Source organism: Streptomyces sp. NPDC043870 (assembly GCF_056435785.1).
In genome coordinates this window covers 84766-102548 of sequence record NZ_JBWKDT010000027.1, presented here as the reverse complement: position 1 = coordinate 102548, position 17783 = coordinate 84766, and the positions used below count along the sequence as shown (strand labels likewise).

11 protein-coding genes are annotated in these 17783 nt (G+C 72.6%); 1 reads left to right on the top strand and 10 read right to left on the bottom strand.

Annotated elements, in window-relative coordinates; translation table 11 throughout:
- Positions 1-8: 8 nt before the first annotated feature.
- The 3 genes from AC0699_RS27710 to AC0699_RS27700 form a co-directional block, all read right to left on the bottom strand.
- Positions 9-614, bottom strand: a complete 606-nt coding sequence (locus AC0699_RS27710) for a hypothetical protein (RefSeq protein WP_478665346.1) — start codon at positions 612-614, stop codon at positions 9-11.
- 47 nt (positions 615-661) lie between these two features.
- Positions 662-1036, bottom strand: a complete 375-nt coding sequence (locus AC0699_RS27705) for a VOC family protein (protein WP_478665343.1) — start codon at positions 1034-1036, stop codon at positions 662-664.
- A gap of 79 nt (positions 1037-1115) precedes the next feature.
- Complete coding sequence (locus AC0699_RS27700) at positions 1116-1826, bottom strand: 4'-phosphopantetheinyl transferase family protein (protein WP_478665339.1); 711 nt, start codon at positions 1824-1826, stop codon at positions 1116-1118.
- 160 nt (positions 1827-1986) lie between these two features.
- Between AC0699_RS27700 and AC0699_RS27695 the strand changes: the two genes are divergently transcribed.
- Positions 1987-2421, top strand: coding sequence for a VOC family protein (locus tag AC0699_RS27695; RefSeq protein ID WP_478665337.1), 435 nt, complete (start codon positions 1987-1989; stop codon positions 2419-2421).
- A 22-nt stretch (positions 2422-2443) separates the two neighbouring features.
- On the opposite strand, the gene AC0699_RS27690 is transcribed toward AC0699_RS27695, so the two are convergent.
- The 7 genes from AC0699_RS27690 to AC0699_RS27660 form a co-directional block, all read right to left on the bottom strand.
- A complete protein-coding gene (locus AC0699_RS27690; RefSeq protein WP_478665335.1) occupies positions 2444-4015 on the bottom strand; it encodes an MFS transporter in 1572 nt (523 codons plus the stop codon).
- A gap of 11 nt (positions 4016-4026) precedes the next feature.
- Positions 4027-4857: a thioesterase II family protein gene (locus AC0699_RS27685; protein ID WP_478665333.1), complete on the bottom strand. Its 831-nt coding sequence runs from the start codon at positions 4855-4857 to the stop codon at positions 4027-4029.
- Positions 4850-5998 carry a class II histone deacetylase gene (locus AC0699_RS27680; protein WP_478665332.1) on the bottom strand — a complete coding sequence of 383 codons (1149 nt, stop codon included), beginning with the start codon at positions 5996-5998 and terminating at the stop codon, positions 4850-4852. Before AC0699_RS27680 ends, AC0699_RS27685 begins: the two co-directional genes overlap by 8 nt.
- Positions 5995-6303 carry a hypothetical protein gene (locus AC0699_RS27675; RefSeq protein WP_453668802.1) on the bottom strand — a complete coding sequence of 103 codons (309 nt, stop codon included), beginning with the start codon at positions 6301-6303 and terminating at the stop codon, positions 5995-5997. Before AC0699_RS27675 ends, AC0699_RS27680 begins: the two co-directional genes overlap by 4 nt.
- A 108-nt stretch (positions 6304-6411) precedes the next feature.
- Entirely contained in the window at positions 6412-10362 is a 3951-nt protein-coding gene (locus AC0699_RS27670) for an aminotransferase class I/II-fold pyridoxal phosphate-dependent enzyme (protein WP_478665330.1), read from the bottom strand.
- A complete protein-coding gene (locus AC0699_RS27665) occupies positions 10359-11480 on the bottom strand; it encodes a DNA alkylation repair protein (protein ID WP_478665326.1) in 1122 nt (373 codons plus the stop codon). Before AC0699_RS27665 ends, AC0699_RS27670 begins: the two co-directional genes overlap by 4 nt.
- Positions 11473-17772: a beta-ketoacyl synthase N-terminal-like domain-containing protein gene (locus AC0699_RS27660; RefSeq protein ID WP_478665323.1), complete on the bottom strand. Its 6300-nt coding sequence runs from the start codon at positions 17770-17772 to the stop codon at positions 11473-11475. The genes AC0699_RS27665 and AC0699_RS27660 overlap by 8 nt, the downstream gene beginning before the upstream one ends.
- Positions 17773-17783: the final 11 nt, after the last annotated feature.

Genomic DNA, 17783 nt, shown 5'->3' with positions numbered 1-17783 from the left:
CGAGCTCGTCAGCTCGCGCGCAGGGGGCGGCTGGTGCGGCGTGCGCAGGCGTAGCAGCCACCCTGTCCGCGGCGGATGTTGTTGAGAGCGGGGGCGCCGATGTGACCGCACGTCATGCAGCGGCACATCCACTTGTCGCGCACACGGCCGGGGAAGGGTTCCAGAGGTTCCATGCCGATCGCGCGCATCTCCGCCTCGGCGGCCTCGTAGTCCACCGGCGCCCGCCCCGCGCAGGCGCGGCAGCCGCCCTTTCCGGCGCGGATCCCGAAGAGCCGCGGGTGGACGATACGGCCGCAGACGACGTGCAGGCAGGACCATCTGACCCTGGCCCCCGGGTACGGCTCCAGCGGTTCGAAGCCCGCGGCGCGCATGTCCGCCTCGGCCTGCTCCCGGCCGCCGGCCCGTCGCCGCTCCCCGGCGGCGATGCGTCCGCAGTAACGGCATCCGGCGCTCGCGCCGATGCGCACCGAGGTGAGGGTGGGTGCGACGTGGTGCGCGTTCTTGGTGCAACGGCTGTTCCAGGCCACATTCGCCCCGGGATAAGGCTCCAGTGGTTCGAGTCCCGCGGCGCGCATGACTGCGACCGCCACCTCAGGATCGATTCTTCCGGACATGTCTGCCCTACCCCCTTGACTGCCGATCTCGTGCGAGCACCGATGGGTCATTTCGGTGCGATGACGTGGATCCGTACTCCATTCGGATCCGTGACGATCAGGTCGTTCCCTTTCGGCCCTCCGGTGCCGAGTAATCGCCTTCCGGCCGATTCACCGCAGGCGGCAATGCGTTCCAGCTCCCGTTCCCCGCCCTCCACTTCGAGGGTGAAACTGACCGTGCGCACCGGCCGTCGCCGTGATTCCGGGAGAGCCGGGTGGGTGTGGTCGAGAAGGGCGAGTTCACGGGGCGGCAGCCCGGGCCGGCCGAGGCCGACGTACCACTCCGTTTCGTGAGCGACCTGGAAACCGAACAGCTTGGTGTAGAACTCGCGGGACTCCTCGAGGCGTGAGGTGCAGATCACCGGACAGGGGCTGGTCAGCATGCAGTGCCATCTCCAGTCACGTACCGAAGGTATGCGAGTGAAACGTAGTGACGTACCATCGGTATGTCAACAAAGGTCGCTACCTGCCGGCCACCGCCTGCTCGTGCAAGTCATCTTGGAAGACAAGCCAGTTCAGATCGGGTGGCGCGCTGGGCACGCGGGTGCCCGCCGGGACGGCCAGGGCCGCGGCGTGAGTGGTGTTCTGAGGGCCGCAGGGCAGGTTCCGAACGATCCAGCCGGACGGGCGCCGGGGCGCCCCGGGACCCTCGCGGTGTCCCAGATAGTCCCGCTCCAGTCCGCGGCCGAGCCCGGTCCCGAGGGCCTTCAGATAGGCCTCCTTGCGCGCCCACAGCCGGCAGAACCCCAGGGGCCGCTCCTCCTCGGGGACCGCCAGCACCTCGCGCCGCTCGTCCGGATGCAGGCGTTCCAGGCACAACTCGACGGCCCTGCGTCCGGGTACACGCTCGGCGTCCACCCCCATGGGCACGCCGGCGATCGCGACGAGGGACAGGCCCGGGGAGTGGGAGAGCGAGAAATGCAGGCCGGCCTCGCGATCGAGGAGAACAGGCCGGCCGTGCGGGCCGCCGCACCGCGCGCACGGCTCACGTCCGAAAAGGACGTCAATGGGGTGGCATTCAAGATACGCGGCCAGCAGCAGACGGAGTGCCGCGTGCGCCGCGATGTAACGCGAACGGTCGGGTTCGCGCCGGAAGGAGAGAGCCCTCCGCCTTTCTCCCGGGTCCAGCAGGGAAAGGCTCAGCGCCTCGTCCCACGGAGGTGAATTCCGCACGGCCCACACCTGCGGACGATCCGGTTCCCTTTGCGCTTCCGCCGTCATGTGCCCCCCGCTTTCACACCCGGCGGACGTGACGGCGGGTGGCGTTCCTCGTTGACACGACGAACGCCGCCCGCGCCCGAACGACCTGCGCCCACCTCAGAACGGTGAACCGATGACGTCCTCCGCCATGACCAGCTTCTACCCGGTGATCTGCACCCCGCGGCTCCGGGAATCCGTGGAGTTCTACACGGCCCTGCTCGGATTCGAGACGACCTTCGAGAACGACTGGTACGTCAGCCTCCGGCGACCCGAGCCGCCGCACTACGAACTCGCCCTGGTCGACGCGGCCCACGAGACGATCCCGCAGGCGTTCCGCCGCCCCGCCCAGGGCGTCCTGCTCAACTTCGAGGTGACCGACGTCGACGCCGAGTACGCCCGGCTCGTGGACGGACTCGGCCTGAAGCCCGAACTCCCCCTGCGCAGCGAGGACTTCGGGCAACGGCACTTCATCGTCGCCGCCCCCGACGGTGTGCTCATCGACGTCATCACGCCCATCGCCCCCACCGCCGAGTACGCCGCCGCCTACACGGAGCGCCCCGGCACCTGAGGGCGGGCAGTCCGCTCCCGGGTCAGGAGGCGGGCTGCTCCGCGGGCGCGACAGAGGTCTCGACAGGCTCCCCGGCCGGCTCCTCGGCCGCGCCCGTGGGAGGGCTCTTGATGACGACCGCCACGAGCACGGCCGTCCCGAGTGCCAGCAACGCGCCGATGAAACCTATGACGTTCATTCCCTCGGTGAACGCGGCCCGGCCCGAGTCGACGAACGCCGCGGCCACGTCCGAGGACAGGCCCTTCGCCGCCTCCAGCGCCACGGCGAGAGTGTCACCGGCACCGTCCGGGACCCGGGCGGGAACGTCCACCTCACTGCGGTACACAGCGGTGCCGACACTGCCGAGGATCGCCACTCCGAGCGCCATGCCCAGCTCGGTGCTGGTCTCGGAGATGGCTGCGGCGGACCCGGCCTGCTCGGGCGGCGCCGATCCGACCACGATGTCGGTGCCCAGCGCGATGAGCGGGCCGCCACCGGCGTACACGAAGGCGAAGCCGGTCACGACCTGCGCGATCCCGGACGTGCTGTCCGCGAGGGCCAGCATGACGTGGCCCAGCGCCGACACGGCCAGGCCGACGGCGACGACGTACGCGGGCCGGAACTTGCTCGCGGCGATCGGGGACACGACGGACGTCACGATCAGCGCGAAGGCCGCGGGCAGCAGGTACAGGCCGGCCTTCATCGGCGACAGCCCGCCGACGAGCTGCAGGTACTGCGTCACGAACAGGTACGTGCCGCCCGCGACCAGCATGCTCAGCAGCAGCGTCACCAGGGACGTACGGAACGCGGGGTTGCCGAACGGGCGGAAGTCGAGCAGCGGGCTCTCCAGCGTGCGCTGCCGGCGGACGAACACGACACTCACGAGCAGGCCCGCGACGAGGACCAGCAGCGGCAGCGCGGACACCCCGTCTTTGGCGATCTCCTTCAGGCCGTAGATCACCGGCAGGACCGCCGCCAGGGACAGGGCCACGCTGACCAGGTCGACCCGGCCGGCCTGCTCGTCGCGGTACTCCGGCAGCAGCACCGGACCGGCCACCAGCAGCAGCGCCATGATGGGCACGCCGAGCAGGAAGACCGAACCCCACCAGAAGTACTCCAGCATGGCGCCGCCCACGACCGGGCCGAGCGCGATGCCCACGGAGAACATGGTGACCCAGACGGCGATGGCCACCCCGCGCTGCCGGGCGTCACGGAACATGTTGCTGATCAGCGCCAGGGTGGACGGCATCAGGGTGGCACCGGCGATGCCGAGCGCCGCGCGCGCCGCGATCAGCGCGGCCGGGCCGTTGGCGTAGGCGGCGGCCACCGAGGCGACCCCGAAGGCGGCGGCGCCGGTCAGCAGCAGCTTCCGGCGGCCGATGCGGTCGCCCAGCGTGCCCATGGTCACCAGGAAGCCGGCGATCAGGAAGCCGTAGATGTCGATGATCCACAGCATCTGGGAGGCCGAGGGGTTCAGGCCCTCACTGATGTGCGGAACCGCGAGGTGCAGCACGCTCACGTCGATCGACAGCAGCAGCGTGGGAAGCGCCAGCACGGCCAGGCCCAGCCACTCCCGTGGTCCGGCCTGGCGGGGGGCATCGGTGATGGTGCTCAACTTGTCTCCTTCTAGGGGTACTTCGAATCGCCGCCCGGAACGGATGCCGGGTGGCGGGACGGACGAGGGACATGGCCCTCGTACGGGGGACCCGTGTGCGGTGCACCGGGGCGGCCGGCCACGAGGCGGTGGGCGACGGCCGCGGCGTGCGCGGGCTCGTAGAGGTAGAAATGGCCGCCGGTGAACATCAGCCGGCTGAAGCCGCCGGTCGTCTCCAGGGACCACAGGTGCAGCCGTTCGGCGACGACGACGGGGTCGTCGACCGCCCCGAGCGCCAGGATGGGCACGCCGGTGCCCGACAGCGGCCGCTCGTACCGCTCCATCGCCTCCAGGTCCGCGCGGATGGCACGCAGCGACGGCTTGACGAGGTCGGCCCGGTTCATCAGCTGCGGCGTCATGCCGCCGATGTCCAGCAGGTGCTCCAGCAGCTCGGCGTCGCTCCTGAGGTGTCCGAAAGGCGGCTCGCCCGGGAAGCACGGGGGCTGACGCGCCGAGACGGCCAGCAGCCCCGGCGCGAGGCCCTTCTGCTCCATCGCCCGGGTGAGTTCGTACGCCAGCACGCTGCCGAAGCTGTGCCCGATGACCGCGTACGGCAGCTCGGGCAGGTCCGCGAGGCCCCGGCTGAGCGCGTCGACGAGCGGTGCGACGCGGGTCAGCGGCTGCTCGTTGAGACGGGCACCCCGGCCCGGCAGCTGGGCGACGACGAGTTCGACGTCCTCGGGCAGGACCTGCCACCAGGAACGGAACGCGGAGGGCCACCCGCCGGCGTGCGGGAAGGCCACCACGCGGAACCGGGGCGCCGGGCGGGCGCCGGCGCCGACGGTCATCCACCAGTCACTCATCGGCCGCTCCCCGTCCCGGGGCGGTGCTGGTCAAGTGGGGGGCCAGCAGCCGGTGACGGGCCTCCAGGTGCTCGATCACCCGGCTCTGGTGGCGTTGCAGACGCTGGCCCGGCAGGTGGTCCAGCGAGTGCAGGAACGGGTCCTGCGGGGCGGGCAGGCCGGCGATCGCGCTCGCCGTGCCGAGCACGAGCATCGGCTGGTACCACGCCGAGTAGCCGCCCTCGTGGACGAAGACGATCCGGCCCCCGGTCAGTTCGTCGGCGAGGCGGCACAGCGCCGACGTCATGGCGTGGAACGTCCGGCTGGTGCACATCATCCGGCCCATGGGGTCGTGACCGCTCGCGTCGACGCCCGCCGCGACCAGGATCAGATCGGGGCCGAACGCACGTGCCGCAGGCTCCACGACGCGGCCGACGACGGCGAGGTAGGCGTCGTGCCCCGTGCCCGGCGGCAGCGGGACGTTGAGCGTGCTGCCCGTGCCGGCGCCCGTGCCCGTCTCCATGACGAGGCCGGACGCCGCCGGGAACAGCCCGTCCTGGTGGATCGACACGTACAGCACGTCGGGGTCGTCGTAGAACACCCGCTGGATGCCGTTGCCGTGGTGCACGTCCCAGTCCAGGATCATCACCCGGCGCACCCCGCGGCGTTGCGCGGCCCGCGCGGCGACGGCGACGTTGTTGTAGAGGCACAGGGCCATCGCCCGGTCGGGTTCCGCGTGGTGGCCGGGCGGGCGGACCAGGCAGTAGGCCCGCCGGAACCGCCCGTCCAGGACCTGCTCGGTGGCCTGCACCGAGGCGCCCACGGCGAGCCTGGCGGCCTGTGCGCTGTGGTAGTTCACCTGCGCGTACACGCCCGCATCACCCCCGCCGGACGCCGACACCGCCTCGACGCGCTCGATGTGCTCCGGCACGTGCACCAGCAGCAGGTCCTCGTCGGAGGCGGGCGTCGGCGTGACGCAGGTGTACCGGTCCATCAGGCCCGACGCCTTGACCAGCCCCTCGGCCCGGCGCAGATCGGGGTCGACCGCGAACTGGCGGAGCGGTTCGACGCCCGGCCCCACCGGCACGTACCCCGAGCCGGGCCCGGGGTCGTGCCAGAAGCACATCTCGTGGCTGTACCACGCGAGACCGGACGTGTTCACCCGGCGGACACGCCCAACGAGGCCCGGCTGACGCCGGAGACCTTCTCGATGTACTGGAGGTAGTACTCCCGCTCCTCGTCCGGGGTGCGCTTGGCGCGGAACGTGGTCTCCAGCAGGTCCAGCACCTCACCGGTCTCGCCGGAGGTGAGCTGCCCCTCTCCGACCTCCTCCTCGACGGCGCGGATGCGCACGGCCGGCTCCACCACGCCCTTGGTGTGCTCGTCCTGGTCGGTGCCGTGGTTACGGGTCGAGGCGATGGTCTTCAGTACCGCCGAGAAGAACGCAGCCTTGTCGATGTCCGTCATGTCCATTCCCCCTTGGTCGTCGTGTGGTCGTGCGACGTGCCGTGATGCCGTGCCGTCCGGTCGATGCGGCTCCTCGCTCCGCGCCCGGGTCCGTGTGCGAGTCCGTGGTCAGGTGATGAGGCCGCAGGAGCGGCCGGCCTTCTCCAGCGTCGCGACGGCCGTGTCGAGGTCGGCCTCGGAGTGGCTGAGGTTGACGATGGTCCGCAGCCGCGGCAGCGTCCGCGGCACCGCCGGGTAGACGATCGGCTGGACGAACAGCCCGTCGAGCTGGCAGGCCCGAGCCATGGCGCCTGCCTGCTCGGCACTGCGGCAGATGATCGGCACGACCGGCGTCTCACTGGTGAGCGTGTCGAAGCCCAGCGCCCGCAACTGCTCCCGATAGCGGGCGGTCCTGGCCCGTAGTTCGCGGGGCCGCTCCGGCGCGGCGTCGATCACCTCGATCGCCGCCCTGGCCGCCGCGACCTGGGCCGGGGTCGCGGCCGCGGAGAACATCCAGCCGCGCGCGTTGTTCTTCAGCGCGAAGACGAGGTCGCTCGTTCCGGCGACGTAACCGCCCGCGCTGGGCACGGTCTTGGACAGCGTGCCCATCTTCACGTCGACGCGGGCCGGGTCGATGCCGAAGTGCTCGGTGACACCGCGTCCGGTGCGGCCGAGCACACCGAGGCTGTGCGCCTCGTCCACCATGAGCGGAGCGTCGTACCGCTCGCACAGCTCGACGATGCCCGGCAGGTCGGCCACGTCGCCGTCCATGCTGAAGACCGCGTCGGTGACCACCAGCCGGCCAGCGTCCCCCGCCTTCTTCAGGGCACGCTCCAGGTCGGCGAGGTCGTTGTGCGCGTACGTGACGACCTTGGCGCCCGAGAGCCGGTAGCCGTCGAGGATGCTGGCGTGGTTGTAGACGTCGCCGATGATGACGTCGCCGGGGCCGGCCAGCGCGCCCACGGTCGCCACGTTCGTCATGTAGCCGCTGGAGAAGACGACGGCGTCCTCGGTGCCGAGGAACCGGGCGAGCGCGAGCTCCAGTTCGCGATGCAGATGGAGGGTGCCCGCGAGGAGCCGCACGCCGTGGGCGCCGGTCCCGTGCCGCTCCACGGCACGCAACGCCTGCTGCTCGATGTAGTCGTGCCCGATGAGCCCGAGGTAGCTGTACGAGGCGAAGTTGAGGAACCAGCGGCCGTCGAACTTGATGTGAGCGCCCCGGGCCTCCTCGATGACGGGCTCGTAGAAGTACTCGTCCCTGGCGACGACGACGCGGTCCTCCACGGAGAGGGCGTCGATGCGCCGGTCCAGGAAGGTGCCGTCGGGCCTGCTGGAGAGACGGCCGGGGAGGGTGCGTCGCAGGGTGCGGGTGACGGGGCGGGACGCCTCGGGGGCCGGGGCCGCAGGAGGCACCGCCTCCGCGGGGTGCGGGGTGTGCGCGGCGGCCGGGAGGGGGCGGGCCGGGGCCGGGCTGCCCTCGGAGCGGGCGGGTGCCGGGTCGCGGAAGCGGTCCCAGTCGGGGACGAAGGCGTCGGCCGTGCTCCGGTGCACGGCGGCGGCGTGTGCCGGCCGTTCGCGCTCGGGGGCCGGTGGTACCGGGGCCGGGCGTACGGGTGCCGGGTGCACCGGGGCCGGGGCCGGGGCCGGGGCCGGGGCCGTAGGGGCCTCGACCGGCGCGGTGGCCACGGTCGCCGGGGCCTGGGCCGCCGCAGTGGCCACGGTCGCCGGGGCCTGGGCCGCCGCGGTCGTACGGGCCGACGGTTCGAGGTGGCCGGCCAGCGCGCCGACCGTGCTGTGCTCGAAGAAGACCATCGGGTCGGCCTCGAAGCCGTCGGCGGACAGGGACGCGGACAGCTCGACCGCCATCATCGAGTCGAGTCCCAGCTCCAGCAGATCGTCCTCGGGCGCCACGTCATCGACGTGCAGGACCTTCTTCAGAGCCGTGGTCAGCGACAGCCACAGCCCGCGTTCCGGTGTCACAGCGGTCATCGGTTCTTCCTTCGCGTCGGCGGCGGCGGACAGGACGTAGTGCGCGGGAGGACGGCCGAGGACGGTGCGCAGCAGGGCGACACCGCCATCCGCCGTGAGGACCGGGACGCCGTGCGCGGCGGCCTTCGGGGCGATGTCCTCGCCCATGCCGACGCTCCACAGGCCCCAGCCGAGGCTGAACCAGGGCTCTCCGCCGGCGCGCCTGCGGGCGGCGTAGCCGTCCACGTAGGCGTTCGCCGTGGCGTAGGAGCTCTGCCCGGGATTGGCGCGCACGGAGGCCACGGACGAGAAGAGGGCGACGAAGTCCGGTGGGCCGCTCCCGGCGATCAGGTCGGCGATCGCGTGCACCCCGCCGACCTTGGGGCCGAGGACGTCTTCGACCTGCTCCGGCGTCAGGTTGCGGGCCAGGCCGTCCCGCAGCACTCCGGCGGCGTGGAACACGCCGTCGTAGCGTTCGGCACCGTCGAGCGCCTTCGGCAGGGAACGGACGTCCGCGGCCACGGTGTCCAGGTCGCAGCGGGCACCGAGCCGGTCGAGCCGCGCCCGCGCCTCCCCCGCGTCCGGGACAGTCCGGCCCACGAGCGTCAGATGGGCACAGCCTTCGGCCGCCAGGAACTCCGCGACCCGCAGACCGATGCCGCCCATGCCGCCGGTGATGAGGAAGCGTCCGTCACGGAACCGGGGAGCCTGCGCGCCGCTGCCGGACGGCGGCTCCGGTGCGGGCTCGCTCGGTTCCAGTGCCGGCCGGTACCAGCTGCCCGCGCGGCGGGCGAGTTGCGGCTCGGCGTGTCCGAGCACGTCCTCCAGTGCGGTCGCCGTGAGGTCGGCACCGGCTTCCAGGTCCACCAGACGCACGGTGGTGCGGGGGTGTTCCACGCGCAGGGTGCGGCCGAGCCCCCACAAGGAGGTCATGAAGGGGTCGACGGTCTCCTCCCCCGCCACCTGATGGGCCCCGCTGGTGACGATCAGCAGATCCGGCATCGGCGGACGTGCCGCGAGCCGCCGTACCAGGGTGAAGACGCCCTGCAGGGCCTCCCTCACCCGGTCCTCGCTCACCAGACCGCGCGGCGCCGCGTACACCACCGCGCCCACGGGGGTCCCGTCGAGAAGGTCGTCAAGGCGCTCCTGGGTCAGCTCCGCCGGCGTCAGATGGACGACGGACCGGCCTTGCGGCGCCGGTAACGGCTGCGGCGAGACCAGCAGCAGGGCGCCTTCGGACGCCCGTGGGGCGACGGCCGGTCCGGTCTCCCGCCAGACGACTGTCTCGATCGAACCCGCCGCGGACCGGCCCTGCTCCCCCGCCGCTCTGGCCCGCGCTTGTGCCGCAGGTGACTTGAGCGTGATGGCGTCCAGTTCCAGCAGTACCTCGCCCTGCTGGTTGCAGACCGTGGCGCTCCCCCGTACGGCACCGCCCCGGGATCCGGTCGTCGCGTCCCGTTCGACGAGGGCGAGGACGGTGCCGGAGATCCGCCGGCGGGCGACGAGCCGGCCCACGTACCAGGGCAGGCACGCCCCGGCCGCCCCGCCGTCGAGCATGCCCAGGGCCTGGAAGACGCTGTCGAGCAGGGGCGGTGGCACGAACCGGGTCCCCTGCAGGTCGTCGTCCGCACGCAGGACCACCAGCATGCGTTCCTGTCCCCGGTGTGCGGAACGGATCGCCCGGTAGGCGGGCCCGTACGTGATGCCGCTGGCCTGCCGCCACGCCGCCACGTCCGCCAGCGGGACGGACCGCGTGCAGCCGGCCCGCAGTCCGGCCAGGTCGACGTAGCGGGGCGGCGGCAGGGGCACCCCGCGAGCCCGCGCCGTGCTGTGCTCGACCGGCGCGCCGCCCGCGTCGGCGTCGAGCGAACGGAGCGAGCACTGCCCGTCGTCGGCCGTGACCACCCTCAGGTCGACGCCGGGGCCGGTCACCCGCAGCGGTGCGCGGAAGGTGACGTTCTCCAGCGTCCACACGCGGTCGGGCCGTCGGGCGTCGCAGGCGGTCAGCACGGCGTCGATCTGGGCGGCGGCCGGGACGACGGGCGTGTCACCGATCCGGTGGTCGTGGACCAGCGGATCGGTGGCGGCGAGGTGGATCCGGGCGCCGCTCATGTCCGGAGGTCGAACCGCTCGGTGGCCTTGACCAGGCCGTTCACCTGAATGTCGAGGGCGTGCTCGCCCGCGTAGTACCGGCGGGTCTGTACCTCCTTGAGCGTGTGGGTCTTCTGGACGACCCGCCGTTCTCCGGCGGCGAGTTCGAGGGTCGTCAGCTTGAAGACCTTGGGGATGCTGCGGCCGTTCTTGCGCACGTGGTGGACCACGTAGTCGACGGTGACGCTGTGGGCCCGGTCGTCGGCGTTCTCAACGGTGAAGTCGATGACGAGGGTGTCCCCGACGGCCACCGCCCCGGGGGTGACGCGCAGGCCGGACACGTGGACGAGCTCGCCGCCCGTCGCCCCGAGGATGGCCAGGGCCTGCTGGTCGCCCTTCTTCACCAGGGTGCGCAGGGCGTGCTTCACGATCCAGTTCGTCTCGGGGGTGGGGCTCTCCTCCAGCCAGCGCAGCGCGGTGGCGAGCGCGACGCCGGGGGTGTCCTTGGAGATGTCGTTGAGGTTGTTGGCGACGGACTTGCGCACGTACTCGGAGGGGTCGCTGCGCAGGGGTTCGAGGATCTCCAGGACGGGCTGCGGGTCCTTCACGAAGACGTCGAGGGTGCGGGCCCAGGGCAGGCGCGGGCGGATCCCCTCGCTGGCGAGGCGCCGCACGTTGTGGCTCGGGCTGTGGGCCCACTCCGCGACGCGCTTCATCGTCATCGCGTAGTGGTCGTCGACGAAGGGCCTGATGGCGTACTCGCCGGTGTGGCGCCGGGTGATCTCCTCGATGGCGTCCAGGGACACCTCGGGGTGGTCCCGGCCGTACTCCTCCACGAACCTGGCCACCGGCATGAGGAACCAACTGGTGTTGAACATGCCCTCGCCTTCGGCGAGTTCGTCCCCGAGGATCGACACGAGCACGGCCACGGCGGTGGGGTAGTCCTCGGGGAGCCGGGTGCGCAGTCCCTCGGTCAGGACGAGGACGCGGTCCTTCAGTTCCTTGCCGGGGATGCGCTGTTCGACTTCCGTGGCGTAACCCTCGACGTCGAACTCGGGGTGGACGGCGCGGAGCTTGCCGCCGATGAGGCGCGCGGCGTCACCGTTGAAGTGTCGCTTCAGTCCGTATTCGCTAGCCATGGTGCTCGGGCCTTTTCGTCTCGTGCGGGTGGGTGCTGTCGATGGTCGTGGTGCCGGGGCCCGGGGCATCGGGCGCGCCGGGTGTGATCCAGAACCGGCGGCGCCTGAAGGGGTAGCCGGGGACGGTGGTGACGCTCTGGCGTTTGCCGTGGTGGAGACCGGTCCAGTTCAGGTCCGTGCCGGTGTGGTTGTGGTGGGCCGTCAGCGCGGCGTGGAACTGCGGCTGGTCCTCGCGGCCCCGCTGGAGCGTGGTGATCCACACGGGGTCGAGACCGGAGCGCGCCTCGGCGAGCGTGGCGCGGGCGAGCGGGATCAGCTGCGGATGCGGACCGATCTCCCAGACGGCGTGGGGGCCCGTCTCGGCCAGCGTGGTGACGGCCTGGCTGAAGCGGACGGCGCGGCGGATCGCCTGGGCCCAGTGCCCGGGATCGGTGACGGTGACGTCGCTGTGCCAGGTGCCGGTAAGGGTGCTGACGAAGGGGATCGCGGGCGGCGCGAGCGGGGTGGCGGCCACGGCGTCCGCGAAGGGGGCGAGGGCCGGTTCCATCACCGCGGAGTGGAAGGCATGGCTGACCGTCAGGGGCTGCACGCGGGAGGAGCTCTGCTCGCGGAACCGGGCCATCACCCCTTCCGGGCCGCTGATGGTGTGGACGCGCGGCGCGTTGTGGGCGGCGATCTCGATGCCGGGGTAGGCCTCCAGCTCGGCCGTGAGCGAGTGGACGTCGGTGTGGACGACGGCCATCGTGCCGGTGGCGGGCCGGGCCTGCATCAGCTCGCCGCGGAGCGCGGTCAGCCGCAGCAGGTCGGGCAGGGTGAGCACGCCGGCCGCCCAGGCCGCGGTCAGTTCGCCCAGGCTGTGCCCGGCGACCACGTCGGGCCGGACCCCGGCCGCCCGCAGGGACGCGACCAGGGCGACCTGGACGCTGACGATGCCGATCTGCGCGTACCGGGTCCGGTCCAGCACATGCCGGGCGTCGCCGTACAGCAGGTCCAGCAGGGGCACGTCGGTCCAGGGGGTGAGCAGGTCGGCGCATTCGTGGAGCGCGTCGCGGAAGTGCGGCTCGGTCGCCATCAGGCCCTGGCCCATACCCGCGTACTGCGAGCCCTGCCCGGTGAAGAGGAAGGCGGTGGTTGTCGCCGTCCGGATGTGCCGGGTCGGCGGGGTGGTCCCTGAGGCGACCTCGGCCAGCCGGGCGGCCAGTTCGCCGCCGGTGGTGCCGTGCACGGCGGTGCGGTACCGGTGGGCGGTCCGTGCGGTGTTGGCCGTACGGGCGAAGTCGCCGAGCCGGTCCTCGGCGGTGCCGGCCAGGTGGTCGGCGTAGGCACCGGCCAGGTCGCGCAGGGAGGCCTCGTCCGCCGCGCTGACCCGCACGATGTGGCTGTCCTGCGGGGCCGGGGTGTCCTGGGGCACCGGCGGTGGCTCCTCGACGATGACATGGGCGTTGACACCGCCCATGCCGAACGCGCTGATCGCGGCCCGCCGCGGATGTCCGCCCCTCGGCCAGGGCCGCAGGCGATCGGCCAGGTAGAACGGAGTCTCCTCAAAACGGATGTGGTCATTGGGACGGGTGACGTGCAGCGTCGGCGGAATCACCTCATGCTCCATCGCCAACAGGGCCTTCACCAGACCCGCCAGACCCGCAGCCGGCTCCAGATGACCGATATTCGACTTCAGAGACCCGATCGCACAGAACTGCGCGCGACCCGTATGCCCCCGCCAGGCCCGGGTCAGCCCGTCGACCTCGATCGGATCACCCAGACTCGTCCCCGTACCATGCGCCTCCAGCAACCCGATCGTCTCCGGCGAGACCTCCGCATCCCGCAGAGCCTCGGTAACGACGTCCCCTTGCGCGCGGGGGCTCGGGGCGGAGTAACGGGTCGTACGGCCGCCGTGGTTCACGGCCGCGCCCTTGATGAGGCCCCGGATCCGGTCGCCGTCCCGTCGGGCGTCCTCGTGGCGTCGCAGGACGACGGCGACCGCGCCCTCTCCGGGGACGAAGCCGTCGGCGGTGCTGTCGAAGGCACGGCAGCGGTGCCGCGGTGACAGGGCCATCAGATCGCCCATCGAGCGGAAGTACTCGGGGCTGATGGCGGCGTGCACCGCGCCGATCACCGCCGTGTCGATGTCTCCGGCGCGCAGGTGCTGCAGGGCCGTGTGCACGGCCACCAGCGAGGAGGAGCAGAGAGTGTTGACGAGTCCGCTCGGGCCGTGCCAGTCCATCAGGTAGGACAGCCGGTTCGCGATCATCGCCTCCAGGCCCAGGCCTCGGCCGTCGGGTACGCCGTGGCGCGCCCGCTCCTCGTGGTAGTGGTCGTGGCTGTACGCGATCCACAGACCGGTCCGGCTGCCCTCGGCCCGCTCGCCGGCCCGTCCCCCGTCCTCCAGGGCCTCCCAGATCGTCTCGTACACGATCCTCGCCTGGGGGTCGATCAGGGGCGCTTCCCGGGGTGAGATCCGGAACGGGCCCGGGTCGAACTCGTCCACGGCCTCCAGGAACGAGGCGTACGGGGCGGGTCCGTGCGGCGCCCGGCTCCAGCGGCCGTCGGGCAACGGGCGTACGGTGTCCCGCCCTTCGCGGAGGAGGCCCGCGAAGTCGGTCAGGGTGCGTGCGGTGGGGAGGCGGACCGCCGCGCCGACGACGGCGATGTCGCGGGAGCGGAGAGTGCCGGGCGTGGGCGTGGATGCGGGGACAAGGCCGGGTGAGGGTACGGGGCGGGCTGCGGGCGTCGTGGTGGGTGGGCGGGGGGTGGGGGTCGAGTCCGCGGGCGTTCCGGGTGCGATGGGCACCGCGTCAACCGCGGGCGGCTCGCCGGGCGTTGACGTTTTGTCGGCCGGGCGGGGCGACGGGGCCAGCGTGGCGGCCAGGTCCGGCGCCTCGGTCAGGACGAAGTCGGCGAACCGGCGGGGCGTCGGGTACTCGAAGAAGACCGTCGGGTAGAGGGACAGCCCGAACTCCTGTGACATCCGCTCGCTCAGCGACACGAGGCCGACCGAGTCGAACCCCGCGGACAGGAACTCCGTGTCGGCGTTCTCCGCCGAGGTGCCCGTCAGCTCCAGGAACCAGGCGAGCACCCGCCCGGGTGCCGGCGGTCGGTCGGCTCGCGCCGCGGGGGTGGGGCGGGTGAGCGGTGCCGCAGCCGGGGTTCCGGGCGCCGTCGCGGCGGCACTGCCTCCTGCGGCCGTACTGCCGGGCGCCGTCACGGCCGTCTCACCGGGAGCCGCCTCAGCCGTACTGCCGGGCGCCGCGGCCCGATCAGGCGGCAGTGTCGTGGCGGCTCGCTCAGCCGGCGCCCCCTCCCCGCTGAACGCTTCCAGCGGCACCCGCTTGGACGACATGTCGCCGAAGACCAGCAGCGGCCGGCCCTCCGCGTCGGTCACCGTCTGCGTGACGCGGCAGGCCTCCTCGTTCCAGAAGGCGATCTCCGTGCGGACGTAGGCCGCGTCGTCCAGCGGGCCGTGGACCTCCACCCTGCCGGCCGAGAGCGGAATGAACGCGGACGCGTCGGCAGCGCCGAACACCGGGTTGTCCGGGGCGATCGCGGCGATGGTGACGCTGTCGAGCAGACCCGGGAACAGCTGGACGCCGGGCGCGTTCATCTCCCGCTGGCGCCGCCCCTCGACGCGGGCGAGCGTGCCGCCGTCCGGGAGGCCCGCCACCCAGGAGATGTTCCGGTAGTAGCGGCCGTGGTGGTAGCCGATCCGCCGCAGCCACCGGTAGAGACCCGAGCCGGCGTGCACCTCCGCGCAGGAACCGAGCAGCGAGGCGACCGGTACGGGGGCCGGCTCGGCGGCGGGCTCGCGCAGCAGCCGGCCGGTGACGAAGGGGCCCCCGTTCCGGTCGTCCTCCACCGTGAACTGCCCCTGCGCATCGACGCGGCACACCACGCGGCACGCGTCGGAGGGGATCAGCGGGCGGTGGAACAGCAGGTCCCGTACTCCGTGGAAGGGTTCGCCGCGCAACGCGGCACCCTCGCGCAGGAACTCGAACCACGCCACACCCGGCAGCATGATCCTTCGGTACACGGCGTGCTGGGCGACGGGCGCCTCGCCCGGACCGAAGACCCGCGCGAAGACGTGTCCGGCGGCTCCCTCGTCCCGCACGAGCTCCGCGGGCGCGCCGGGTCCGGGCGAGCGCAGGGGCTCGCGCAGGTCCAGGGCCCGGCCGCGCGGCTGGGCCGACGGCAGCAGGCGCTTGCGCCACGCCGTGTCCCGTTGGTGCGCGGCCCAGTCGATGTCCTGGCCCGCCCGGAAGAGGTCGGCGGTGATCGCGGCGAGCATCGCGGCCACCTCCCGGTCGTCGTGGGCCCGGGCCAGGCGGGCGCACAGCTCGCGGTCGGCAGTGGGCTCGTGCACGGGCTCGGGGGCCGGGTCGCCGTCGTGGCGGAGGACGTCGGCCAGTGCCTCTTCGAGTGGTACGCGGCCCCAGGCGAAGTCCCGGACCGCCTCCCACCCCGGCGGCAGGTCCACCGCACTTTCCGGCAGCCCCACGTCGCGCAGCGCCACCGTGAGGGCGACTCCCCCGCTGATGCGCAGCAGTTCGCCGGAGAAGTCGGCCAGGCTTACACCGGTCGCCGTCTCGAGGAGGCCGATGATCTCGTGCACGGGGGGCACCGAGCGGTCGAGGGCGACGAGCCAGGCGGGGGGTGCCTCGTCCGCCTCGGGACGGACCCGTACGGCGAGCCCCCCGGGCGCGGCGGAGTCGGGAGCAGCGTGGCGGAGGAGCCATGCGCGCAGGGCGGACGTCAGCTCCGTGGCGTCGGCCCCGGAGACGGCCACCCGCTCGGAGCGGTGCGGACGCGCCAGCCGCGCGGTGGCGCACACGTCGTCGAGGTCGCCGGCCACGGTGGGCAGGAACTCGATCCACTGCGCGACCAGTTCCCGCAGCGCGTACGGGGTGTCGGCCGACAGGGGCAGGAGGTGGACCGGGCGGGACGGCCCGTCGGTGCGGCCCCGCTCGCGCGGAGCCGGGGGTACGGCCTCGGCGACGACGTGCGCGTTCGTCCCGCCGAAGCCGAATCCGCTCACCGCGGCCCGCCGCACGGGCACCTCGGGCCAGTGGCTGTGCGTGGCGGGGAGGCGGAAAGGGCTGTCGGCCAGGTTGAGGCGGGGGTTGGGTTCTTCGACGGTGAGCGCCGGGACGATGCCGTCGCGCAGCATGACGATCACCTTGGCCAGTCCCGCCAGGCCCGACGCCGAGTGCAGATGGCCGATGCGGCGCTTGAGGGAGCCGAGCGCCACGGAGTTGCGGGGCACGCCGAGCCGGCCGAACACCTCGGTGAGCGCCCGCGCTTCGATCGGGTCGCCGATGGCGGTGCCGGTGCCGTGGGCCTCGACGTACTGGACGGTCGCCGGGTCGATCCGCTCGTACACCTTGCCCAGCAGTTCGACCTGGGCTTCCAGGTTCGGCGAGGTGACACCCATGGTGCGGCCGTCGTTGTTGACCGCGGTCGCGGCGATGGCGCCGAGGACCAGGTCGCCGTCGGACAGTGCCGCCCTCATCGGCTTCAGGACGAGGGCGACTGCTCCCTCGCCGGGCACGTAGCCGTTGGCCCTGCGGTCGAAGGTCCGGCACAGGCCGTCCGGGGACAGGGCCCCGGAGCGGGAGAGCAGGACGAACGTGAGCGGGTCGATCAGCAGGTCGACCGCGCCGGCAACGGCCAGCTCACAGGCCCCCGCCGTCAGGCTCTGGCAGGCCAGCCAGACGGCCGACAGGGAGGACGAGCACGCGGTGTCGACGACGAGGCTCGGGCCCGCCAGATCGAACCGGTCGGACAGCCAGGCCGCCATGAAGTTCTGCGACCGTCCCCAGAGGGAGGCGGCCCGCGGCTCGTCGGCAGGGCCGGGTGCCGGGGCGACGCCGACCGGGCCCTGCGTGCCGTCGGCGCCCAGGCCCCGCCCGTGGTCGAACCCGTACGCGTTCATACGGGCGCCGATGAACACGCCCGCGTCGAGCCGCCGACGGGCCCTCAGGTAACCGGAGTCCTCCAGGGCCCGGGCACCGACCTCGAGCATCACGCGCTGCTGCGGGTCGAGGAGGACGGCGTCCTCGGCGGTCATGCCGAACGCCTCGTGGTCGAAGGAGAACGGGTCCAGCAGGAAGGCACCACGGTGATGCGTGCCCTGGTGGGCGCTGCCCCCGAGGTACAGCCTGCGGTCCCAGCGGCTCGGAGGGACCTCGTCGACCTCGACCCCGTCGTGCCTCAGCAGGGCCCCGAAGTCCATGACGTCCTCGGCCCCCGGGAGCCGCAGCGCCATGCCGATCACGGCGATGCGGCTGTCGCGCTCGCTCACAGCAGTCCTTT